The organism is Synechococcus sp. 8F6 (assembly GCF_002252665.1).
GTDB lineage: Bacteria > Cyanobacteriota > Cyanobacteriia > PCC-6307 > Cyanobiaceae > Cyanobium_A.
Genome location: NZ_NQKZ01000001.1, coordinates 265,188 through 285,487 on the forward strand (window position 1 = coordinate 265,188; position 20,300 = coordinate 285,487).

General features: G+C 69.1%; 22 protein-coding genes. 12 read left to right on the plus strand and 10 right to left on the minus strand.

Translation table 11 applies throughout. The features are described from left to right. Window positions 1-2: 2 nt before the first annotated feature. Window positions 3-797: a 3-deoxy-manno-octulosonate cytidylyltransferase gene (gene kdsB, locus CJZ78_RS01330; RefSeq protein ID WP_094559079.1), complete on the plus strand. Its 795-nt coding sequence runs from the start codon at window positions 3-5 to the stop codon at window positions 795-797. Here kdsB and CJZ78_RS01335 read toward each other — a convergent pair. The 5 genes from CJZ78_RS01335 to galE are packed head-to-tail and all read right to left on the minus strand — an operon-like array spanning window position 794 to window position 6,408. Then, window positions 794-1,363, minus strand: coding sequence for an HAD family hydrolase (locus tag CJZ78_RS01335; RefSeq protein WP_094559080.1), 570 nt, complete (start codon window positions 1,361-1,363; stop codon window positions 794-796). The genes kdsB and CJZ78_RS01335 overlap by 4 nt on opposite strands. Continuing rightward, complete coding sequence (gene kdsA / locus CJZ78_RS01340; protein WP_094559081.1) at window positions 1,360-2,190, minus strand: 3-deoxy-8-phosphooctulonate synthase; 831 nt, start codon at window positions 2,188-2,190, stop codon at window positions 1,360-1,362. The genes CJZ78_RS01335 and kdsA overlap by 4 nt, the downstream gene beginning before the upstream one ends. Continuing rightward, on the minus strand, window positions 2,187-3,218 hold the full coding sequence (locus tag CJZ78_RS01345) for an SIS domain-containing protein (protein ID WP_094559082.1): 1,032 nt from the start codon (window positions 3,216-3,218) through the stop codon (window positions 2,187-2,189). The genes kdsA and CJZ78_RS01345 overlap by 4 nt, the downstream gene beginning before the upstream one ends. Window positions 3,219-3,272: 54 nt before the next feature. Beyond that, entirely contained in the window at window positions 3,273-5,375 is a 2,103-nt protein-coding gene (gene selD, locus CJZ78_RS01350) for a selenide, water dikinase SelD (protein ID WP_094559083.1), read from the minus strand. After that, window positions 5,365-6,408 carry a UDP-glucose 4-epimerase GalE gene (gene galE / locus CJZ78_RS01355; protein ID WP_094559225.1) on the minus strand — a complete coding sequence of 348 codons (1,044 nt, stop codon included), beginning with the start codon at window positions 6,406-6,408 and terminating at the stop codon, window positions 5,365-5,367. Before galE ends, selD begins: the two co-directional genes overlap by 11 nt. Window positions 6,409-6,462: 54 nt before the next feature. On the opposite strand from galE, the gene CJZ78_RS01360 reads away from it, so the two are divergent. From CJZ78_RS01360 to CJZ78_RS01380, 5 genes are all read left to right on the plus strand, one after another. Next, window positions 6,463-7,860 carry a nucleotide sugar dehydrogenase gene (locus CJZ78_RS01360; RefSeq protein WP_094559084.1) on the plus strand — a complete coding sequence of 466 codons (1,398 nt, stop codon included), beginning with the start codon at window positions 6,463-6,465 and terminating at the stop codon, window positions 7,858-7,860. A gap of 3 nt (window positions 7,861-7,863) precedes the next feature. Next, window positions 7,864-8,805, plus strand: coding sequence for a UDP-glucuronic acid decarboxylase family protein (locus CJZ78_RS01365; protein ID WP_094559085.1), 942 nt, complete (start codon window positions 7,864-7,866; stop codon window positions 8,803-8,805). 119 nt (window positions 8,806-8,924) lie between these two features. Then, on the plus strand, window positions 8,925-9,965 hold the full coding sequence (locus tag CJZ78_RS01370; protein WP_094559086.1) for an NAD-dependent epimerase: 1,041 nt from the start codon (window positions 8,925-8,927) through the stop codon (window positions 9,963-9,965). 39 nt (window positions 9,966-10,004) lie between these two features. Continuing rightward, on the plus strand, window positions 10,005-11,297 hold the full coding sequence (gene hisS / locus CJZ78_RS01375) for a histidine--tRNA ligase (RefSeq protein WP_094559087.1): 1,293 nt from the start codon (window positions 10,005-10,007) through the stop codon (window positions 11,295-11,297). A 91-nt stretch (window positions 11,298-11,388) separates the two neighbouring features. Next, entirely contained in the window at window positions 11,389-12,222 is an 834-nt protein-coding gene (locus CJZ78_RS01380; RefSeq protein ID WP_094559088.1) for an LpxI family protein, read from the plus strand. A gap of 29 nt (window positions 12,223-12,251) precedes the next feature. On the opposite strand, the gene hisB is transcribed toward CJZ78_RS01380, so the two are convergent. After that, on the minus strand, window positions 12,252-12,854 hold the full coding sequence (gene hisB / locus CJZ78_RS01385; RefSeq protein WP_094559089.1) for an imidazoleglycerol-phosphate dehydratase HisB: 603 nt from the start codon (window positions 12,852-12,854) through the stop codon (window positions 12,252-12,254). 115 nt (window positions 12,855-12,969) lie between these two features. Between hisB and CJZ78_RS01390 the strand changes: the two genes are divergently transcribed. Beyond that, window positions 12,970-13,236, plus strand: coding sequence for a hypothetical protein (locus CJZ78_RS01390; RefSeq protein WP_094559090.1), 267 nt, complete (start codon window positions 12,970-12,972; stop codon window positions 13,234-13,236). Further along, window positions 13,233-13,661, plus strand: coding sequence for a type II toxin-antitoxin system VapC family toxin (locus CJZ78_RS01395; RefSeq protein WP_094559091.1), 429 nt, complete (start codon window positions 13,233-13,235; stop codon window positions 13,659-13,661). The genes CJZ78_RS01390 and CJZ78_RS01395 overlap by 4 nt, the downstream gene beginning before the upstream one ends. A 10-nt stretch (window positions 13,662-13,671) precedes the next feature. Here the strand turns inward: CJZ78_RS01395 and fabI are convergent, their stop codons facing one another. Beyond that, on the minus strand, window positions 13,672-14,454 hold the full coding sequence (gene fabI, locus CJZ78_RS01400) for an enoyl-ACP reductase FabI (RefSeq protein ID WP_094559092.1): 783 nt from the start codon (window positions 14,452-14,454) through the stop codon (window positions 13,672-13,674). A gap of 26 nt (window positions 14,455-14,480) precedes the next feature. On the opposite strand from fabI, the gene CJZ78_RS01405 reads away from it, so the two are divergent. Then, window positions 14,481-15,335, plus strand: coding sequence for an FAD-binding domain-containing protein (locus CJZ78_RS01405; protein WP_094559093.1), 855 nt, complete (start codon window positions 14,481-14,483; stop codon window positions 15,333-15,335). Continuing rightward, window positions 15,332-15,793: a hypothetical protein gene (locus tag CJZ78_RS01410; RefSeq protein ID WP_094559094.1), complete on the plus strand. Its 462-nt coding sequence runs from the start codon at window positions 15,332-15,334 to the stop codon at window positions 15,791-15,793. The genes CJZ78_RS01405 and CJZ78_RS01410 overlap by 4 nt, the downstream gene beginning before the upstream one ends. Here the strand turns inward: CJZ78_RS01410 and CJZ78_RS01415 are convergent. Beyond that, window positions 15,702-16,259 carry a hypothetical protein gene (locus CJZ78_RS01415; RefSeq protein WP_233128394.1) on the minus strand — a complete coding sequence of 186 codons (558 nt, stop codon included), beginning with the start codon at window positions 16,257-16,259 and terminating at the stop codon, window positions 15,702-15,704. The two genes, CJZ78_RS01410 and CJZ78_RS01415, sit on opposite strands and share 92 nt — an antisense overlap. Before the next feature lie 32 nt (window positions 16,260-16,291). On the opposite strand from CJZ78_RS01415, the gene CJZ78_RS01420 reads away from it, so the two are divergent. Together CJZ78_RS01420 and CJZ78_RS01425 are read left to right on the plus strand one after the other, a co-directional pair. Then, complete coding sequence (locus tag CJZ78_RS01420; protein WP_094559095.1) at window positions 16,292-16,909, plus strand: thioredoxin family protein; 618 nt, start codon at window positions 16,292-16,294, stop codon at window positions 16,907-16,909. Window positions 16,910-16,918: 9 nt separating this feature from the next. Beyond that, on the plus strand, window positions 16,919-18,127 hold the full coding sequence (locus tag CJZ78_RS01425) for a DegT/DnrJ/EryC1/StrS aminotransferase family protein (RefSeq protein ID WP_094559096.1): 1,209 nt from the start codon (window positions 16,919-16,921) through the stop codon (window positions 18,125-18,127). On the opposite strand, the gene CJZ78_RS01430 is transcribed toward CJZ78_RS01425, so the two are convergent. Beyond that, complete coding sequence (locus CJZ78_RS01430; RefSeq protein WP_094559097.1) at window positions 18,106-19,566, minus strand: FAD-binding domain-containing protein; 1,461 nt, start codon at window positions 19,564-19,566, stop codon at window positions 18,106-18,108. The genes CJZ78_RS01425 and CJZ78_RS01430 overlap by 22 nt on opposite strands. Continuing rightward, window positions 19,566-20,126, minus strand: coding sequence for an NUDIX hydrolase (locus CJZ78_RS01435; protein WP_094559098.1), 561 nt, complete (start codon window positions 20,124-20,126; stop codon window positions 19,566-19,568). Before CJZ78_RS01435 ends, CJZ78_RS01430 begins: the two co-directional genes overlap by 1 nt. Between the last annotated feature and the right edge of the window lie 174 nt (window positions 20,127-20,300).

Consider the following 20,300-nt stretch of genomic DNA (forward strand, 5'->3'; position numbering starts at 1 on the left):
ACATGACCGATCCGGTGCGTGATCCTTGCGTTGTGGTGGCCGTGCCGGCCCGCCTGGCATCAGCGCGGCTGCCGGGCAAGGTGCTGGCCGACATCGCCGGCAAACCGATGCTCCAGCACGTGCTCGAGCGCTGCAGCCAGGCCAAGGGCGTGGCGGCGGTGGTGGTGTGCACCGACAGTGATCAGGTGCGCGCTGACGCCGAAGCCTGGGGGTTTCCGGTGCTGATGACCTCCCCGGATTGCAGCTCGGGCAGTGAGCGCCTGGCCAGTGTGGTGAAGGAGTTGGTGGCCGCCGCGGGTGGTTGGTCTTTGGACCCTGCGCTCTCGGACACGCTGGTGATCAATGTGCAGGGGGATCAGCCCCTGCTGGATCCAGGGATCATTGAGGCGATGGTGGCTCAGTTTGTGGCGCTGCAGCGGCCGCCGGTGCTGACGCCGGTGTATCCGCTCACGGCCGACAAGCTGCACGATCCCAACGTGGTGAAGGTGTTGCGGGCCCGTGACGGCCGGGCCATCACCTTCTCCCGCAGTGCTCTGCCCCACCTGCGCGGCGTGCCGCCGGAGCAGTGGGCCGACCACACCACCTACTGGGGCCATGTGGGCCTCTACGGCTACCGGGCCGATGTGCTGGCCAGCTGGACGGCGCTGCCCGTCTCCCCCCTCGAGCAGCTGGAGAAACTGGAGCAGCTGCGGCTGATCGATGCCGGCATTCCCCTGCTCACCTTCGCGGTGGATCAGGACTGCCTCTCGGTGGACACCCCGGAGCAGCTGGAGCAGGCCCGGGCCCTGGCGCCTTAGGCGTTGCCGTCCCGCCAGCCCTCCCGGTTGAGCTCTCGCCACAGCCCCCGCTGCTGCAGCAGCGACTCCGCCAGCTCGCGCACGGCGCCATCGCCCCCCCGGCACCGCAGCACCCAGTCGGCCTGGCGCCGCAGGCCCGCGGCCCCATCGGCGGGGCTGATCAGCAGGCCTGTGGCGGGGCGCACCGTGAGGTCGTTGAGGTCGTCGCCGATGAAGGCGGTGTGCTCCCGCTCCAGCTGAAGCGTGGCCTGGAGTTGGCGCAGGGCGCTGAGTTTGTCGCCCACCCCCACCAGGCAGTGGCTCACCTGCAGGTGCCGGGCCCGCTGCTCGATCGCACCGCTGCGGCCGCCACTGAGAAAGGCCACCTCGATGCCAGCCCGCTGCAGCATCCGGATCGCCAGGCCGTCGCGCACGTCGAAGCGCTTCACCACCCGGCCCTGCTCGTCGTAGTGCAGCCCCCCGTCGGTGAGCACGCCATCCACATCGCACACCAGCAGTTGGATCTGGCGCAGGCGGGGGCTGAGCAGGCGCCGTTGCAGGCGAAACCGCAAACCAAGCCGGCTCACAGCGTGCTCACCGCCAGGCCATCGGCCACCGCTGCGCGGATGGCCAGCAGCTGGCGCAGCAGGGCCTCCAGGCGATGCAGCGGCACCATGTTGGGTCCGTCGCTGAGGGCTTTGTCCGGGTTGGGATGCACCTCCAGGAACAAGCCATCCACGCCCACCGCAACCGCTGCTCTGGCGAGGGGTGCCACGAATTCCCGCTGGCCGCCCGAGGTGGTGCCCTGGCCGCCGGGCTGCTGCACCGCGTGGGTGGCATCGAAGATCACCGGGCAACCCAGGGCCTGCATCTGGGGGATGCCGCGGTAATCCACCACCAGGGTGTTGTAGCCAAAGCTGCTGCCACGCTCGGTGAGCCAGAGGTGGCCGCTGGCGGGATCCAGCCCGCATTCGGTGAGCTTGTTCACCACCTGGACCATGTCCCAGGGCGCCAGGAATTGCCCCTTTTTCACATTCACCACCTTGTTGGTGCCGGCCACGGCCTTGGCCGCGGCCTCCAGCAGGTCGGTCTGGCGGCAGAGAAAGGCCGGGATCTGCAGCACGTCCACCGCCTGGGCGGCGGCGGCGGCCTGGTGGCTTTCGTGGATGTCGGTGAGCACCGGCAGGCCGAAGGTCTGCCCCACCTCCTGCAGGATCGCCAGGCCCTCCTCGGGGCCGGGCCCGCGAAACGATTTGCCGGAGCTGCGGTTGGCCTTGTCGAAGCTGGCCTTAAACACGTAGCGGATGCCGAGGCGATCGGTGATCGCTTTCACCTGCTCGGCCACCTGCAGCACCAGATCGCGACTTTCGATCACGCAGGGGCCGGCGATCAGGGTGAAGGGGATGGCCGTCATGGGCGCTCAGCGGCGGTGCTGGTGGTGAACCCAGCCTGCACCAGATCGTGCAGCCGCAGCAGACCCAGCAGCTGGCGGGGCCGGGTTGGATCCACCACCGGCAGCACCGAAATCGCCTGGCGGGGATTGCGCTCCATCAGCTCCAGCGCCGCGATGGCCAGGGTGTTTGGCGCCACCGTGATCGGGTTGGCGGTCGCCATGGCGCCGGCTCGCAGGGCAGCCCAGTGCTCGGGAGCATGGCGTTGCAGGGTGCGGCGAAGATCGCCATCGGTGATCAGCCCGGCCAGCTCGGCGGGGTTGTGAGCCGCCTGCACCCAGGCGGCGCCAAGGCTGCCCTTGCCGTTGCTGCCCTCGGTGAGCCGGCCGATCACCTCCGCTAGGGGGGCTTCGGGTGAGAGGCCCGCCAGATCGCTGGCCGGCACCATCAGATCGGCCACGGTGAGGGTGAGCTGGCGGCCGAGGGAGCCGGCGGGATGGTTGATGGCGAAGTCTTCCGGCGAGATGCCAGCCCGCTCCATCCACACCGCCGCCAGGGCATCCCCGATCGCCATCGCCACCGCCGTGCTGGCGGTGGGGGCCAGGTTCAGCGGGCACACCTCCCGATCCACCGCCCCATCGAGCACCACGTCGCAGCCCAGCGCCAGGCTGGACGCCAGGCGACCCACCAGGGCGATGCGGGCGGTGCCGCGGCGGCGCAGGTGAGGAAGGATGGCCAGCAGCTCTTCGGTTTCGCCGCTGTTGGAGAGCAGCAGGGCCACGTCGTCGGAGGCGACGATGCCCAGGTCGCCATGCAGGGCGTCGACCGGGTTGAGAAACACGGCCGTCAGGCCGATCGAGGAGAAGGTGGCGGCGATCTTGCGGGCAACGATGCCGCTTTTGCCCACCCCCGTCAGCACCAGCTTGGCGCGGCGCTGCCGGCAGCCCTCCAGCAGCTCCAGGGCGGCTTCCACCTGCTCGCTGCTGAGGCGCTGGGCGACGGCGGCAATGGCAGCAGCCTCTTCCTCCAGGCAGCGGGTGAGGGCAGACAACAGGCGGGGATCAGCAGTGAAGCCATTCTCCCTGCCGGGTCGCTGTGGCGGTGCTCAGGTGTGCACCTGGCCGATCACGGCGGCCTGGGGGAAGCCCGCCTGCTGCAGCGCCCTGAGGGCGGCCTGGCATTGATCGGCGGGAATCGCTGCCAGGAGGGGGCCGCAGGTCTGGGGATCGATCAACAAGCCCTGCTGCGCCGCGCTGGCTATTCCCTGCAGCTGCACCCGTTCCCCCAATAGGGCCAGGGCGCTGGCGTTGGAGGGGGCCAGGCTGCTGGCCCAGCCCTGCTCCAGCAGCTGCAGCGCCCCGGGCAGGGCTGGGATCGCGGCAGCCTTCAGCGTCGCGCGGCAGGGGTCGGGGCTGGCGGCCAGCATCTCGCCCAGGTGGCCCAGCAGCCCGAAGCCGGTCACGTCGGTGCAGGCCCGGCAGCCGTGGCGGGCCAGGAGCTCCACCAGGGCCGCCTGGCTCTGCTGCATCTGGAGCAGGGCGGCGTCGATCCACTGGGGCGCGGCGGCCCCGGCCATGGCGGCGGCAAACAGCACGCCGCTGCCGATCGGCCGGCTCAGCAGCAGGCCATCGCCCGGGCGCAACGGCCCCTTGCCCCAGGGTTCACCGGCGCCAGTGCGGCCATTCACGCTCAGCACCAGGCTCAGACCACCCCCTGCGGGCTCTGGCTGGTTTTGGGTGTCGCGGGCCTCCAGGGTGTGGCCGCCGATCAGCCGGGCCCCCAGCGGCGCCAGCACCGATTGGATCCCCGCCAGGGTGTCGCTGAGCAGGTCGGCCTGCACTGGAGCCGCCAGCTCGGGCAGGGTGACCACCGCCTGCACGCTCTCCACCCGGGCGCCGCAGGCCCAGAGGTCGCTGCAGGCGTGCAGGGTGGTGAGCCGGGCATTGAGCCAGGCGTCAGCCACCAGGGCCGGGAAGCCATCCACGCTCTGCAGCAGCAGCGTCCCATCCGGCGTGGGGCCGATCACGGCGGCGTCTTCGGCGCTCGCCGGTGTGCCGCCGCCCAGGCTGTTGCGTGCCAGGGCGTCCTGCAGTGGGCTGGCGGCCAGCTTGGCGGCGCAGCCCCGGCAGGCCATCGGCTCGGCCCCGTTGCGATCCATGGCCTTCAGGCGGCTGAAGCGAGCCATGAACTGCTGATCGAGGTGGTGCTTCCAGCGCCAGAGCAGGGGGCTCGGCCCGAAGGCCCAGGGGCCCCAGAAGGCCACGGCTTGGGGCTGCCGCATCAGGCTGCCGCCATCCCCCAGCAGTTGCAGGGCCCAGCGCTGGGGCCGCCAGGGCCGCAGCGGCCGACCCGCCACTGCGGCGGCCAGGTTGCGGGCCAGGGTCGGGGCGCAGCGCACGGCCCAGACGCCGGCGGGAGGGCGTGGGTGGCCTGTGATGACGCCGCAGTCGCCGCTGGCAAACAGCCTGGGGTGGCCCTGCACCCGCAGGCTCGCTTCGGTGAGCAGCCGCCCATGGGCGTCGCAGGGCAGTCCACTGGCGGCCAGCCAACGGGGCCCGCGGCTGCCGGTGCAGGCCAGGTCGGCCGCCGCACCTGCGGGGCTGTTCGTCTCAACGGTGATGCCTGCGCCCTGGAGCAGCCGTTCGCCGAGCCGGTTGGCCGCTGCCGAGCCCAGATGCAAGGCGTGCCCCCGCAACAGCAGCTCGGGTTGCAGCCCCCGGCCCCGCAGGGCCAAGGCCACCTCCACGGCCGCCGCGCCACCGCCCCGGATGCGCAGAGAGCCCTGCTCCTGCTGGGCGCACCACTGCAGGAAGGGCTCCAGGGGCTTGACGGCCACCGCCGCGTGCTCGCTGTCGACGGTTTCCGCCCCCACATCGAGGCTGAGCCAGTCCCAGCGCAGGCTGGGCCGGCCCTCCAGCTGCAGCTCCCGTGCCTGGACATCGAGGCCCGTGATCTCTGCCTGCACGAAGGTCACCTTGGCCAGCCGGCAGAGGCGACGCAGGTCGATGCTGCAGGCCTGGGTGTCGTAGAGGCCGGCCACCAGCCCCGGCACCATGCCCGAATACAGGGCGGTGCTGCACCGACTCACCAGCGTGATCTGGGCTGGTGGGCGCAGACTGGGCCGGCGCCTGGCCATGCCCCACATTCGCAGCAGCAGCGCATGGCTATGGCCGCCACCGGCCAGCACCAGTCGGGCATCAGCCGCCATAGCCCTGGGGGTTGGCCTGCTGCCAGCACCAGCCGTCGCGGCACATGTCGGACAGGCTGCGGCGGGTGCGCCACCCAAGCCGCTCGGCGGCCAGGGCCGGATCGGCCACCGTGCTGGCGGCGTCGCCATCACGCCGCGGCACCACGCTGTAGGGCACCGGGCGGCCACTGGCCGCTTCGAAGGCGTGTACCACCTCCAGCACGGAGTGACCCACCCCGCTGCCCAGGTTGAGGGTGAGCAGCTGGGGTGGCTCCGCCAGCAGCACATCGAGGGCGGCCCGGTGGCCGTCGGCCAGGTCCATCACGTGGATGTAGTCGCGGATGCCGCTGCCATCGGGGGTGGGCCAATCGCCGCCGAACACCTGCAGCCGCTCGCGCCGCCCCACCGCCACCTGGCTCACGAATGGGAACAGGTTGTTGGGGATGCCGCTGGGGTCTTCGCCGATCCGCCCGCTGGGGTGGGCTCCGACGGGGTTGAAGTAGCGCAGCCGGGCGATGCGCCAGCCGGGCTCACTGGCGGCCAGATCGGCCAGCAGCTGCTCCACGGCGGCTTTGCTGTGGCCGTAGGGATTGATCGGCTGAATCGGCGCTGTCTCCGGGATCGGCACCGCCTCGGGGTAGCCATAGAGAGTGGCGCTGCTGCTGAACACCAGGGTGCGGCAGCCGCGGGCCTGCATGGTCGCCAGCAATTGCCGCGAGCCCGCCAGGTTCACATCCCAATAGCGCAGCGGTTCGCGCACCGATTCCCCCACCGCCTTGAGCCCGGCGAAGTGGATCACAGCCGCGATGGGCTGGTCGCCGGGGGCGGCGGCGAAGGCCCGCTCCAAATCCCCAGTGGAACGGATGTCGCCCTCCACCACCGTGAGCCGGCCGGCTGCCTCAGGGCCGGCCAGCTGCTGCACCCGCCGCAGCGCTTCTGGGGAGCTGTTGGTAAATTTGTCGAGTACCACCAGGCTGTGGCCGGCCTCCAGCAGCACCAGGGCGGTGTGGCTACCGATGAAGCCGGCGCCTCCCGTGATCAGCAGTTGGGCCAAGCGGGGCATCCCGTGCTTCAGGGATAGTCTCTCGCTATCGGCCTGCCGCGTTCCATGGCGTCATCAACCATTCGCAGCATTTGCTGTATCGGCGCGGGCTATGTGGGCGGTCCGACGATGGCGGTGATTGCTGATCGTTGCCCGCAGATCCAGGTGAGCGTGGTGGATCTCAATGCCGAGCGCATCGCCGCCTGGAACGATCCCGATCTCAGCCAGCTGCCGGTCTACGAGCCGGGTCTGGATGCGGTGGTGGGCCGCTGCCGTGGCCGCAATCTGCACTTCTCCACGGCGGTGGAGGCGGCGATCGCCGCGGCCGACATGGTGTTCCTGTCGGTGAACACGCCCACCAAGACCAAGGGTTTGGGCGCTGGTCAGGCCAGCGATCTCAAGTGGGTGGAGGCCAGCGCCCGCACGGTGGCCCAGGCGGCCCGGGGTCACACGATCGTGGTGGAGAAGAGCACCCTGCCCGTGCGCACCGCAGCGGCGGTGAAGGCGATCCTGGATGCGGGCCCGGCGGGCAAGAGCTTTGCGGTGCTCTCCAACCCCGAGTTTCTGGCGGAGGGCACGGCGATCGGTGATCTGGAGGGTCCCGATCGGGTGCTGATCGGTGGCGAGGATGCCGAGGCGATCGAGGCCCTGGCAGGGATCTATGGCCAGTGGGTGGCCCCCCAGAAGATCCTGCGCACCAACCTCTGGAGCAGCGAGCTCTCCAAGCTCACGGCCAATGCCTTTCTGGCCCAGCGGATCAGCTCGATCAACAGCATTGCGGCCATCTGCGAAGCCACGGGTGCCGATGTGCGCGAGGTGGCCAAAGCGATCGGTGCCGACAGCCGTATTGGCGCGAAGTTTCTGCAGGCGGGCCCTGGTTTTGGTGGCAGCTGCTTCCAGAAAGACATCCTCAACCTGGTGTATCTCTGCCGCCACTACGGCCTAGAGGAGGTGGCGGCCTACTGGGAGCAGGTGGTGCTGCTCAACACCTGGCAGCAGCACCGCATCGCCAAGCTGGTGGTGAACAAGCTGTTTGGCACGGTGACGGGGAAACGGATCGGGGTGCTGGGCTTTGCCTTCAAGGCCGACACCAACGACACGCGCGAATCGCCGGCGATCCGCATCTGCCGGGATCTGTTGGAGGAGGGGGCGGTACTGGCGATCATTGACCCCAAGGTGAGCGAGCGGCAGATGGCGCGCGACCTGGGTCAGCCGGCTGGCGCGGCAACCGGCGATCACACAGCCGAGGGGAGCTGGCACCCGGTGAGCGATGTGCAGCAGGCGGCCAGCGGAGCCGATGCCCTGCTGCTGCTCACCGAATGGCAGCAATTCGCAGCGATCGATTGGCCAGCGGTGGCGACGGGGATGCGACAGCCGGCCTGGCTGTTTGATGCCCGGGCTAAGGCGGACGCCAGCGCCGCCCGGGCGGCGGGTCTCAACGTCTGGACCGTGGGGGAGGGCTGAGCGATGCCGGCTTCGATCACGCGCAACCTGGTCACCGGCGGCGCCGGCTTCGTCGGCTCTCACCTCGTCGATCGCCTCATGCAGGCCGGTGAGGAGGTGATCTGCCTCGACAACTTCTTCACCGGCCGCAAAGCGAACATCGCCCAATGGATCGGCCATCCGCGCTTTGAGCTGATCCGCCACGACGTCACCGAGCCGATCAAGGTGGAGGTGGACCGGATCTGGCACCTGGCCTGCCCGGCATCTCCGGTGCACTACCAGTTCAACCCGATCAAGACCGCCAAAACCAGCTTCCTGGGCACCTACAACATGCTGGGCCTGGCCCGCCGCGTTGGTGCCCGGCTGCTGCTCGCCAGCACTTCCGAGGTGTATGGCGATCCGGAGGTGCATCCCCAGCCCGAGAGCTACCGGGGCTGCGTCAACACCATCGGCCTGCGCAGCTGCTACGACGAGGGCAAGCGCATTGCCGAAACGCTCTGCTTCGACTACCGGCGCATGCATGGCACCGAGATTCGCGTGGCGCGGATCTTCAACACCTATGGCCCGCGCATGCTCCCCGACGACGGTCGGGTGGTGAGCAACTTCATCGTGCAGGCGTTGCGGGGCGAACCGCTCACCCTCTATGGCGACGGCAGCCAGACCCGCAGTTTTTGCTATGTGGATGACTTGGTGGAGGGCTTGATCCGGCTGATGAATGGCAGCCACACCGGCCCGATCAACATCGGCAACCCGCGAGAGTTCACGATCCGCCAGCTGGCCGAGCTGGTTCGCGCCCGCATCAATCCCGACCTGCCGTTGACCTGTGAACCGCTGCCGGCCGACGACCCGCTGCAGCGGCAACCGGTGATCGAGCTGGCCCAGCAGGAGCTGGGCTGGCAGCCCACGGTGCCGCTGGAGCAGGGCCTGGACCCCACGATCGCCTACTTCCGCGAGGCGATCGGCTGAATGTCCAAGGCCCCGTTCCGCAAGCTGCTCTCCCTGATTCCGTACTGGTTGTACAGAATCCGGCACAGGACGCCGTGGAGCTTGCTGGCCGTTCCCCCCGCAGGTCCGGAGCCCCTTCCATGACTATTTTCTTGACTGGTGCTGCCGGCTTCATCGGTGCAGCCGTGTGCGAGCGCTTGTTGGCTCGCGGCGAGCGGGTGGTGGGGTTCGACAACTTCAATCCCTATTACGACCCCGCCCTGAAACGGGCCCGGATTGCCCAGCTCCAGGCCACGGCGGCCACCACGGGCACCTCCGGCACCCCCTTGGCGCTGATCGAAGCCGATCTGGAGGATCGGGCTGCAGTGGAATCGGCCTTCGCGCAGCACAAGCCCACCACAGTGATTCACTTGGCGGCCCAGGCAGGGGTGCGCTACTCGATCGAAAACCCGGCCGCCTACATCCAGGCCAATCTGGTGGGCTTCGGCCACATCCTCGAGGGCTGCCGGCACCACGGCATTGAGCATCTCGTCTATGCCTCCAGCAGCTCGGTGTATGGCGGCAACACCAACCTGCCGTTTGCCGAGCATCAGCCGGTCAACCATCCGGTGAGCCTCTATGCGGCCACCAAGAAAGCCAATGAGCTGATGGCCCACACCTACAGCCACCTCTACGGGCTGCCCGCCACCGGCCTGCGTTTCTTCACGGTGTACGGCCCCTGGGGCCGGCCCGACATGGCACCGATGCTGTTTGCCAAGGCGATCCTGGCGGGGGAGCCGATCCGGGTGTTCAACCAGGGGCGCATGCGCCGCGATTTCACCTTCATCGACGACATCGTGGCCGGGGTGATCGCGTGTGCCGACAAGCCGGCCACGGCCAATCCCGCCTTCGATGCCGCGGTGCCCGACCCAGCCACCAGCTGGGCGCCCCACCGCCTGTTCAACATCGGCAACAGCGAGCCGGTGGAGCTGCTGCGCTTCATCGAGCTGCTGGAGCAGGCTCTGGGCCGGCCGGCGATCCAGGATCTGCAGCCAATGCAGCCCGGCGATGTGGAGGCCACCGCCGCCGACACGGCCCTTTTGGAGGCCTGGGTGGGTTTTCGGCCTTCGACGCCGATCGCCGTGGGCGTGGAGCGCTTCGCCCGCTGGTACCTCGCCAGCAACGCCGCCACTTACTCCTGAGCGCCGGCAGGCAGACTCACCCCACTTGCTCCTTTCGCCTTGGCGTCGCTGCAGAGCCTGCGTGGCATGGTCGATCTGCTGCCGGAGCAGATCGGCCTGTGGCAGCACGTGGAAGCCACGGCCCGGGAGCAGTTCCGCCGCGCGGGGATCGCCGAGATCCGCACGCCGCTGCTGGAGGTCACCGAGTTGTTTGCCCGCGGCATCGGCGAGGCCACCGATGTGGTGGGCAAGGAGATGTACACCTTTCTCGATCGCGGTGAGCGCAGCTGCACCCTGCGGCCGGAGGGCACCGCATCGGTGGTGCGGGCGGCGATCCAGCACGGTCTGCTGAGCCAGGGGCCGCAGCGGCTCTGGTATGGCGGGCCGATGTTCCGCTACGAGCGCCCCCAGGCGGGCCGCCAGCGCCAGTTCCACCAGATCGGCCTGGAGCTGCTGGGCTTTGCCGATGCCTGCAGCGATGCGGAGGCCATCGCCGTGGCCTGGGATCTGCTGGCCGCGCTGGGCGTGGGTGGCCTGGCCCTGGAGCTCAATTCCCTCGGCAGCGCTGAGGATCGGGCCCGCTACCGCGAGCTGCTGGTGGCTTGGCTTGAGCAGCGGCGCGAGCTGCTCGATGCCGATTCCCAGGCGCGTATCCACAGCAACCCCCTGAGGGTGCTGGATTCCAAACACCCAGGCACCCAGGCGCTGCTGGCGGAGGCCCCCAGCCTGGCGTCAGCCCTCAGCGACGACAGCCAGGCCCGCTTCGCCGCCGTGCAGCAGGCCCTCGCAGCCTTGGAGATCCCCTTTGTGCTCAACCCCCGCCTGGTGCGGGGCCTCGACTACTACAGCCACACCGCCTTCGAGATCACCAGCAGCCAGCTGGGCGCCCAGGCCACCGTGTGTGGCGGCGGCCGTTACGACGGCCTGGTGCAGCAGCTGGGCGGCCCAGTCACTCCCGCGATCGGTTGGGCCCTCGGTATGGAGCGGCTGGTGCTGCTGCTCAGCCAGCTCGAGCGGCCGCTGGCGGCCGCTCCGGCGTTGGATCTTTATGTGGTGAGTCGCGGCGAGGCGGCGACCACGCAGGCGCTGGCGCTGGCGCGGCTCTGCCGCCAGGCTGGCTTGGCGGTGGAGCGCGATGCCAGTGGCGCGGCCTTTGGCAAGCAGTTCAAGCGGGCCGACCGCTCCGGAGCCCGCTGGGCGGCGGTGATCGGTGAGCAGGAGGCGGCTGATGGCCTGGTGGGGCTCAAGGATCTGCGCGCCGCAGCTAGCGACCAGGAGGGCGCCCAGGCCGATCAGCGGCTCAGCCCCGCGGCCCTGCTCCAGGCGCTGCAGGCTGCCCTGAAGGGGCCATGACGCCGCAGGACCTGTCCACCACAGCCAGCCACTCCAGGGTGTTGGGCCTTTGACTGCCCATACCACTGAGCGCGGAGCAGTTTCGGCCCTGATGGGTGATCCGACCCTCGCGATCATTGCCGGTGAGGGCGCGCTGCCGAGGATGCTCTCGCAGGCCCTCGCCCGGGCGGGCCGCTCCCACATCGCCTGCTACCCCCATGGGTTGGAGGTGGATGTACCAGCGGCGGAGGAATTCTTCTTCGAGCGCTCGATCGCTTTCATCAAGTCGCTGCAGCAGCGGGGCATCGAGCAGATCGTGATGGTGGGCAAGTTTGTGCGGCCGCGCTCGCTCAACCTGCTGCGCTTCGAGGGTTCCACCTTGATGGCCGCTCCGCGCATCCTGGCCTCGCTGCGCAACGGCGATGACGCCTCCCTGCGGGCCCTGGCCCAGATCATCGAGGAGCACGGTTTGCGGGTGGTGGGCATCGAGGATGTGGCGCCGAACCTGCTGCCGGAGCCCGGGCTCTACGCCAGCACCGTGCCCAGCGACATGGACCGGGCTGATGTGGAGCGCGCCGCTTACATCGTGGAGGCCATCTCCCAGGTGGATGTGGGGCAGGGAGCGGTGGTGGCCAAGGGGCTGTGCCTGGCCACCGAAGCCCTGCCGGGCACGGACGCCATGCTCGAGTGGGTGGCGGCCACGCGCACCGATCGGCCGGATACGGGCCGCTCCGGCGTGCTCTACAAGGCCCCCAAGCTCAACCAGGACAGGCGCATGGACCTCCCCGGCATCGGTCCCACCACCGTGGCCAAGGCCGCGGCGGCGGGCCTGGCCGGCATCGCCTGGGAAGCGCGCAGCGCCCTGTTGCTCGATGCGGAGCAAACGATGGCGGATGCCGAGCGGCTGGGGCTGTTTCTGTGGTCGCGGGAGTCGGATCCGGGCTAGTGGGCTAGTGGTCCCGGCAGTGGCCTTCCTCAGCTCCCTGCCTGCTCCAGCACGCCTTTGCTGCTCGGCACGGCGCCGGCGCGGCGTGGATCCACTTCCACGGCCAGGCGCAGCGCCCGCGCAAACGCCTTGAAGCAGGCCTCCACGATGTGGTGGGAGTTCACCCCATCCAGCTGGCGGATGTGCAGGGTGAGGCCACTGTTGTTGGCCACGGCCACGAAGAACTCCTTCACCAGCTCCGTGTCGTAGCTGCCGATCTTCTGGGCCGGGATCTGCAGCCCGTAGCTGAGGTGGGGCCGGCCGGAGCAGTCGAGCGCCACCTGCACCAGCGCTTCATCGAGGGGCGCCACGAAGTGGCCGAAGCGGTGGATGCCGCGCCGGTCGCCCAAGGCCTGGGCCAGGGCCTGGCCCACGGCGATGCCCACGTCTTCGTTGGTGTGGTGGTCGTCGATGTGGGTGTCACCCCTGGCGCTGATCTCCAGGTCCACCAGGCCGTGGCTGGCCAGCTGGTGGAGCATGTGGTCGAGAAACGGCACGCCGGTGTTCACCGTGCAGCGGCCGCTGCCGTCGAGCCCCAGCGTCACGCGCACGTCGGTTTCGCCGGTGACGCGGTGGATGGTGCCGGTGCGCATGGGACAACCGCGCCTGCGGGCGCCTGAGCAAGATGTACCGATCATGCCGAAGCCAGGCCCTTCGCCGCCAAGCATCTTGATGCCATGATGTCTTAGGCGTAAGCACTTTGATGCCATGCGCACCACGCTCACCATTGACGACCGCCTGCTCCGCCAGCTGCGTCAGAAGGCGCTCGACAGCGGCAGGCCTTTCAAGCAGGTGGTCAACGAGGTCCTCCAGGCCGGTCTCAACGCGCCTCCGGTGGGTATGCGGGAGCCCTATCGCTGCCCCACGTTTTCCATCGGTGCCCTGGCTCCAGGGGTGGATCTCACCAGGGCCAATCAACTGGCGGCAGCCCTGGAGGATGAACTCCTGATCGAGAAACTGCGGCAGGGCCGGTGATCCTGATCGACACCAACCTGTGGCTGTATGCCGCCCTGCAGGAGAGTTCCCAGCACCAGCAAGCCAAGGCCTGGCTGGAGGCCAGCTTCAACGGCGATGAAGCGATTGCCCTGCCCTGGAGTGTGGTGTTGGCCGTGCTGCGGATCAGCACCCAGAGCCGGTTGATGCAATCGCCGCTCACTGCCGTCCAGGCCCTGGAGCTGGTTGAGGGCTGGCGGCAGCATGCCCTGGTGGCGGAGCTGCAGCCGGGCCCGAGCCATTGGAGTGTGCTGCGATTGCTGCTCGAGGAGGCTGGAACGGCCGGCAATCTCACCAGCGATGCCCATCTGGCCGCCTTGGCCATTGAGCACAACTGCACGCTCTGCTCGGCCGACAGCGACTTCCTCCGCTTTCCAGGCCTGCGCTACCGCAATCCGTTGCGCTGAGGCCCAGCCCTCACATGCCGGTGATGCAGTAGCCGGCGTCCACGTAGATCACCTGGCCGGTGATGCCGGAGGCCAGCGGGCTGGCCAGGAAGGCGGCGGTGCTGCCCACCTCCTCCTGGGTGACCGTGCGCTGCAGGGGAGCCTTGGCCTCCACGTTGTGGATCATGTCGAGGATGCCGCCGATGGCGCTGCTGGCCAGGGTGCGGATCGGGCCGGCGCTGATCGCATTGACGCGCACCTGCTTCTCGGGGCCTAGCTCGGCGGCCAGGTAGCGCACCGAGGCCTCCAAGGCCGCCTTGGCCACGCCCATCACGTTGTAGTTGGGGATGGCCCGCTCAGCCCCCAGATAGCTGAGCGTGATCACGCTGCCTCCTTCGTTGAACAGGGGCTTAGCCCAGCGGCACAGCGGCGCCAGGGAGTAGGCGCTCACCTCCAGGGCCCGGGCGAAGCCCTCGGGGCTGATGGCGGAGTAGTCGCCGATCAGTTCGTCCTTGCCGGCAAAGGCCAGGCAGTGCACCAGCACATCGATCGAACCCCACTGCTGCTTCACCCGGTTGAACACGGCCTCGATCTGGGCCGGCTCCTGCACGTTGAGGGGCTCAAACAGGGTGGGTGCAAGCGGAGCGGTGAGTTCGCGCACCTTGGCTTCGAAGCGGCCCTTCTCATCGGGCAGGTAGGTGACGCCCAGCTCTGCGCCGGCGGCATGCAGCTGTTGGGTGATGCCCCAGGCGATCGACTTGTTGTTGGCAATACCCGTGACCAGGGCCTTCTTGCCGCGCAGATCGAGGAGCATGGGAGAAATGGCCAGGAGCCGAAGTGATGCGATCGGGGGATTCTCTCCCACCCGGGGATCTGCCCCGCCAGTTCGCCAGCCGCGCCGAGCTGGAAACCACCCTGCGGCAGCTGTTTCCTGAGGCCCCTGGCGGGTTGAGCCCGATCCCAGGTGGGCGCCGGGCGGCTGAAACGGCGCTCGCCGCCATCGATCCGCTGGCCTATGGCCGTAGCCGCAACCACCTCGATGGGGCTGTAACGCGCCTCTCGCCCTGGATCCGCCACGACGTGCTCAGCCTGGTGGAGGTGCGCGAGGCGGTGTTTGCCTGGCTGGAGCGCAGCGGCCAGCCTCCGGCAGCGGCCCAAAAATTAATCAATGAGCTGGGTTGGCGCGACTATTGGCAACGGCTCTGGCGCCAGCTGGGCGATGGCATCTGGCATGACCGCGAACCGCTCAAGACCGGCCATGCCCCCGAGCGCTACGCCGCCGCGCTGCCGGCCGACCTGCTCGAGGCCCGCACCGGCCTGGCCTGCATCGACGGCTTCGCCCACGAGCTGCACGCCACCGGCTGGCTGCACAACCATGCCCGGATGTGGCTGGCCAGCTACGTGGTGCATTGGCGCCGGGTGCGCTGGCAGGCCGGCGCCCGTTGGTTTCTGCAACACCTGCTCGATGGCGACCCCGCCAGCAACAACCTCAGCTGGCAGTGGGTGGCCAGCAGCTTCAGCAGCAAGCCCTACCTGTTCAACCGCGACAACCTGGAGCGCTTCAGCTCCGGGCGCTACTGCCGCACCTGCGTTGCCGCCACAGACGGCACCTGCCCGTTTGACGCCAGCTACGAGCAGCTGCAGGCCCAGTTGCTGGCGGTCGAATCGGGTTCTGAATCGGAGATCGCGCCGTGAATCCCGTGCTCTGGATTCATGGCGAGGCCCTGGGGCCGGCCAATCCAGCTCTGCTGGCCCATCCGGGGGCGCCGGCGGTGTTTGTGTTTGATCGGCAGCTGATCGCCCAGGCGGGCCTCAGCCTCAAGCGCCTGGGCTTTCTGTATGAGTGCCTGCTGGAGCTGCCGGTGACCCTGCGCCACGGCGATGTGGCCGAGGAGGTGCTGGCCTTCGCCCGTCGCCATGGGGCCGATGGCGTGGTGACCAGCGCTGGCGTGGATCCGCGTTTCGCCCTGCTGTGTGATCGGATCGCCGCCCAGCTGCCGCTGCAGGTGCTGGAGCCCGAGCCCTTCGTGGCGTTGCCGGAGCCGGTCGATCTACGCCGTTTCAGTCGCTACTGGCGCCGGGCTGAGCCGGTGCTGTGGGCGCGGACTGAAGCAGGCGCTCCTCCTGCTCGAGCACGGCGTTGGGATCGCTGAGCAGGTCGGGCTCCTCCAGCAGCGGATAGGTCTCCGGCTTGACCTCGCCGGCATTGCGGGGGGGCTCCACCCAGCTGAAGCTGCTGCGGGGTGCCCGCGCACGGCAGAGGGCTTCGCTCTGCTGGCGCAGGGCGCGGTGCACATCGGCGCGGGCCACGGCCTCGAAGAACTCCTGACGCGGGGCCAGGCCCGAGCTGAACGGCGCCGTGCCGTTGCCGTTGAAGAGCCGGGCCGTATCGACGCTCCAGCGGGGCTGGCAGCGGCCGCTCTGGTGGGTGTCGGTGTCGAGCCAGATGTGCAGGCCGTAGCCATCGGGTTGGCTCACCACGGCCAGGCCGTCGTGGGGCACCACCCGCTGCAGGGGGTAGATCGCCCAGCTCGCGTGGCGGTGGGCCGGCACGCAGGCGCTCAGCAGGGCAGCGCCGAGGGCGATGGCAAGGGCAGGACGTCTCCGGAATGGGGTCAAAATTGCTGGCACATGGCGGAGCCGCAGGAATCATGGCCCTCACCCCCTCCACGATGCTGCCGCTGGGCACACCGTTGCCGCTCGAGTTGATCCGCTCTGAACTGGCCGCCGGCAGCACCCAGCAGGTGAGCGGCAGCCCTCTGGATCTTCAGGCGCTGGCGGGTCGGCCGGTGCTGGTGCTGTTTCTCTGTGCCCACTGTCCGTTTGTGAAGCAGATCGAGCCGGAGCTGACCCGGCTGGCGGGCGAGCACGCGGGAGGCGCGGGCGTCTCCGGGTTGCAGCTGATCGGCATCTCCAGCAACAGCACCCTCACCCATCCCCAGGACGGCCCAGAGGGTCTGCGGGCTCAGGCCGCTGCCCATCACTGGAGCTTCCCGTACCTGTTCGACGCCGACCAGGCCCTGGCCCGGGCTTTTCAGGCCGCCTGCACGCCCGATCTGTTTCTGTTTGGCGCCGACCATCGCCTCGCCTATCGCGGCCAGTTGGACGACAGCCGACCTGGCAATGACCTGCCTTGCAATGGCCGCGACCTGCGGGCTGCCATCGCCGCCGTGCTGGCCGGCGATCCGGTGCCTGGGGAGCAGCGGCCGGCCATCGGCTGCAACATCAAGTGGCATCCCGAGCGCGGGCCGGTGGTGCGGGCGACTTAAGTTGCTCCGATGCAAGTGCCTCCGTTCAGCCTCAGCGAGCAGATCCATGAGCTGGGTGCGGCTCTCGATCAGGCCGTTCTGGAGGTGTTGCGCAGTGGTCAGTACATCGGTGGCGCCACGATTGGCCGCTTTGAAGATGACTTCGCCAGGGCCTGTGGCGTGCCCCACGCCATCGGCTGCAACAGCGGCACCGATGCCCTGATTCTGGCCCTGCGCGGCCTGGGCATCGGCCCCGGGGATGAGGTGATCACGGCCTCGTTCAGCTTTTTTGCCACCGCCGAAGCGATCAGCGCCGTGGGCGCCACGCCGGTGTTTGTGGATGTGGAGGAGAGCAGCTACCTGATCGATCTCGATCAGCTCGAAGCGGCCATCAACCCCGCTACCAAGGCGCTGCTGCCGGTGCACCTGTTCGGCCGCCCGGTGGATATGGAGCGGGTGTGCGCCATCGCCGAGCGCCATGGCCTCCGGGTGATCGAAGATTGCGCCCAGGCCACCGGGGCCAGCTGGGCCGGTCGGCCGGTGGGCAGCTGGGGCGATGCCGGCTGCTTCAGCTTTTTCCCCACCAAGAACCTCGGCGCCGCCGGCGATGGCGGGGCGGTCACCTGCCGCGATGCCGGCCTGGCCCAGGCCATCCGCGAGCTGGCCGTGCATGGCATGCCGCGCCGCTACCTGCACACAGCCCTGGGCTACAACAGCCGCCTCGATTCCATCCAGGCTGCCGTTCTCAACGTCAAGCTGCCCCACCTGCCGCGCTGGGTGGAGCGCCGCGGCGCCATCGCCCGCCACTACCGCGATCACCTGGTGGCCCTGGGTGGGGTGGCGTTGCCGGAAGCCGGACCCGCCGGCCACAGCTGGAACCAGTTCGTGCTGCGCGTGCCCCAATGCCCCGGCGCCCGCGCCTGCGAAGGGGCTTCTGCGGCCTGCGTGCCCTCCCCTGATAGTGCCAGTTTTGGCCTGCCCGAGGCCTGCTGCCGCGACTGGCTCAAGCAGCAGCTGCAGGATGCCGGCGTCAGCACGATCATTTACTACCCCATCCCGATCCACCGTCAGCCGGCCTACGCCGATCTGGGTTATGGCGCGGGATCCCTGCCGATCACCGAACGCCTCTGCACGGAGGTGCTCAGCCTGCCGATCTTCCCCGAGCTCACCGACGAGCAGCAGCAGCGGGTGATCGCGGTGCTGCGCAGCGTCGTGGCTCAGCCCTTGATCGTGGCGTAGAGGGCCTTGAAGCGGGCCTGCTGGAGTTTGTGGTTCACCAGGGGTGCTGGGTAGCCGCGGCGTTCCAGCGGTGCAATCTCGCCGCTGATCAGGTCGCGGCTGCTCACGTGCTTGAGCTCCGGCAGCCAGGTGCGGATGTAGCTGGCGTCAGCATCGAACTTGGCCGCCTGGGTGGCCGGGTTGAAGATGCGCAGGGGTTTGGGGTCCATGCCGCTGCTGGCGCTCCACTGCCAGCCGCCGTTGTTGGCGGCCAGGTCGCCATCCACCAGGCGTGCCATGAAGGCCGCCTCGCCCCAGCGCCAGTCGCAGATCAGGTCCTTCACCAGGAAGGAGGCCACGATCATGCGGCAGCGGTTGTGCATCCAGCCGCTTTCGTTGAGCTGGCGCATGGCGGCGTCGATGATCGGCATCCCGGTGAGACCGTCGCGCCAGGCCTCAAACCAGGCGTCGTTGTTGTCCCAGGGGAAGGCGCGCCATTGGGGCCGGTAGGGGCCGCCTGCCAACTCCGGGAAGTGAAACAGCGCCTGTTGGTAAAACTCGCGCCAGGCCAGCTCCTGCTCCCACACCTGAATCGACTGGCGCTCCTCCTCGCTGCGGGCCAGCGGACGGGCCTGCTGGGCGGCGGCCCAGGCCTGGCGCGGGCTGAGCGTGCCGAACTTGAGGGCGGCGCTGAGGCCTGAGGTGCCTGCCTCGCCGGGGATGTTGCGGCCTGGTTCGTAGCTCAGCAGGGGAGTCTGGCGGCCATCCCCAATGCAGAAGGCCTGGAGCTGCTGCTGGGCAGCGTGTTCGCCGGGGCGGCAGGGGCAGAGTTCGGCGCCGGAGAAGCCGTGCTCCAGCTCGGGGCTCACCAGTGGCAGCCCTTTGAGCTGGGTGGTCTCGCAATCCATCAGGGCGCTCGGCGCCGGCAGGGGATCCAGGCCACCCGAGGCGGCCGAACCCAGGGCGCTGGCTTGCTCCACCTGGCCGCGCCAGTTGCGCCAGAAGGGCCCGTAGACCCGGTAAGGGTCGCCGCTGCCGGTTTTAAGGGCCTCGGGGGGGATCAACAGCTGGTCCCAGTCGGCAAGCACCTTGCGGCCATCCGCCTGCAGGGCCCGTGCCACCCGCCGGTCGCGCTCGCGCCCGAACGGCTCCACGTCCCGGTTCCAGGCCACCACTTCGGCGCCCAGGCCAGCGGCCAGGCGGGGTAATAGCTCGGCGGGGTCGCCGTTCAGGATCACCAGCCTGCTGCCGGCCTGCTGCCAGGCCTGCTGCAGCTCCCGCAGGCTCTCAGACAGAAACCACAGCCGCGCCGGGGCCATGCTGGGGTCCGTGAGGATGGCGGGATCCAACACGAACACCCCCGTCACCGCTGGAGTGGCGGCGGCGGCCGCCGCCAGGCCCCGGTTGTCGGCCAGGCGCAGATCGCGGCGATGCCAGAACAGCCAGCGCTCCGGAGCCATCAGATCCCCAGCAGTTGCTTGGCCCGCAGCCAGGCGGTGACGCTCTTGCCATCCAGATATTCGTCGCCGCTGGCCAGGGCCCCATCCAGCTCGCCGGGTTCCATCAGCAGCACCTCCAGGTCCTCGTCGTCGTCGCCGGCGGGGGGCTCGGCCAGGGGGCTGAGGTCGCGGGCCAGGAACAGGTGAATCACCTCATCGGAGTAGCCCGGGCAGGGCAACATCGCCCCCAGGGGATCCCAGCGGCTGGCGCTGTAGCCGGCCTCCTCCTGGAGTTCTCGTTGCATGGTGCTGAGCGGGTCTTCGCCGTCATCGAGGGTGCCGGCAGGAAATTCCAGCAGGCGGGTGGCCACGGCGAAGCGGTATTGGCGCAGCACCACCACGCGGCCGTCTTCGAGCATGGGCACCGCCAGGGAGGCGCCGGGGTGGCGGATCAGGCCGAAGCTGCCCACCAGGCCCATCGGCAGCTCGACGCGGTTGACCTCAAAGCGGATCTTGCGGGCGTCCAGGGCGGCAGTGGTTTCCAGGTGGCGCGCAGGCTCGGGAGCGGGGAGGGGAGCCATGGGCGAGCGGTGGCTGCAGCAGTACCATCAGCATCGCGCAGGGATGGCTTTGGCCGCCTGTGTTGGTGGGTCACGCTTGCGCCATCCCGGCCAGAGCCGGATCTGACCTGTCTTTCTCTCTGTCTGAAATGTGGTCACACTTGTGACTACATGGCTAACACTCTGAACAAGCGG

Excerpts from the sequence above, each read along its gene's own strand:
- CJZ78_RS01360 (WP_094559084.1), top strand. The coding sequence starts at position 6,463 with ATGGCGTCATCAACCATTCGCAGCATTTGCTGTATCGGCGCGGGCTAT.
- CJZ78_RS01425 (WP_094559096.1), top strand. The coding sequence starts at position 16,919 with ATGCAAGTGCCTCCGTTCAGCCTCAGCGAGCAGATCCATGAGCTGGGT.
- CJZ78_RS01420 (WP_094559095.1), top strand. The coding sequence starts at position 16,292 with ATGGCCCTCACCCCCTCCACGATGCTGCCGCTGGGCACACCGTTGCCG.
- fabI (WP_094559092.1), bottom strand. The coding sequence starts at position 14,454 with ATGCTCCTCGATCTGCGCGGCAAGAAGGCCCTGGTCACGGGTATTGCC.
- CJZ78_RS01430 (WP_094559097.1), bottom strand. The coding sequence starts at position 19,566 with ATGGCTCCGGAGCGCTGGCTGTTCTGGCATCGCCGCGATCTGCGCCTG.
- CJZ78_RS01365 (WP_094559085.1), top strand. The coding sequence starts at position 7,864 with ATGCCGGCTTCGATCACGCGCAACCTGGTCACCGGCGGCGCCGGCTTC.
- kdsA (WP_094559081.1), bottom strand. The coding sequence starts at position 2,190 with ATGACGGCCATCCCCTTCACCCTGATCGCCGGCCCCTGCGTGATCGAA.
- CJZ78_RS01380 (WP_094559088.1), top strand. The coding sequence starts at position 11,389 with ATGGGTGATCCGACCCTCGCGATCATTGCCGGTGAGGGCGCGCTGCCG.
- CJZ78_RS01390 (WP_094559090.1), top strand. The coding sequence starts at position 12,970 with ATGCGCACCACGCTCACCATTGACGACCGCCTGCTCCGCCAGCTGCGT.
- selD (WP_094559083.1), bottom strand. The coding sequence starts at position 5,375 with ATGGCGGCTGATGCCCGACTGGTGCTGGCCGGTGGCGGCCATAGCCAT.
- CJZ78_RS01435 (WP_094559098.1), bottom strand. The coding sequence starts at position 20,126 with ATGGCTCCCCTCCCCGCTCCCGAGCCTGCGCGCCACCTGGAAACCACT.
- CJZ78_RS01405 (WP_094559093.1), top strand. The coding sequence starts at position 14,481 with ATGCGATCGGGGGATTCTCTCCCACCCGGGGATCTGCCCCGCCAGTTC.
- hisB (WP_094559089.1), bottom strand. The coding sequence starts at position 12,854 with ATGCGCACCGGCACCATCCACCGCGTCACCGGCGAAACCGACGTGCGC.
- kdsB (WP_094559079.1), top strand. The coding sequence starts at position 3 with ATGACCGATCCGGTGCGTGATCCTTGCGTTGTGGTGGCCGTGCCGGCC.
- CJZ78_RS01370 (WP_094559086.1), top strand. The coding sequence starts at position 8,925 with ATGACTATTTTCTTGACTGGTGCTGCCGGCTTCATCGGTGCAGCCGTG.